We start from the raw sequence: 248 nt of genomic DNA, 5'->3' as shown, positions 1-248 counted from the left end.
TCCACGTCAAGGGCACCAGAATTTAAACGGCTGTCGGCTGTTTCGACCGTCAGGTGTGCCTGGTAATTTTCAATATCGTTAGGATCTTAGGAGTCTAGAATGGCAAAGGAAAAATTCGAACGGACCAAGCCGCACGGGAACGTCGGCACCATCGGTCACGTTGACCACGGCAAAACCACCCTGACGGCTGCAATCGCAACCGTTCTGTCGAAGAAATTCGGCGGCGAAGCCAAGGCGTACGACCAGAT

The 248-nt window shown here is 53.2% G+C and carries 1 protein-coding gene; it reads left to right on the top strand.

Going from position 1 to position 248, the window contains the following annotated elements; genetic code table 11:
• Positions 1-99: 99 nt before the first annotated feature.
• On the top strand, positions 100-248 hold a 149-nt coding region (locus tag ACPYOM_RS23320; protein ID WP_481347792.1), incomplete at its 3' end, for a GTP-binding protein.

This window comes from Monashia sp. HAY1-2A, assembly GCF_056755315.1.
The sequence above is the reverse complement of the archived record's forward strand: the minus strand, read 5'-3'. Positions and strand labels throughout refer to the sequence as shown.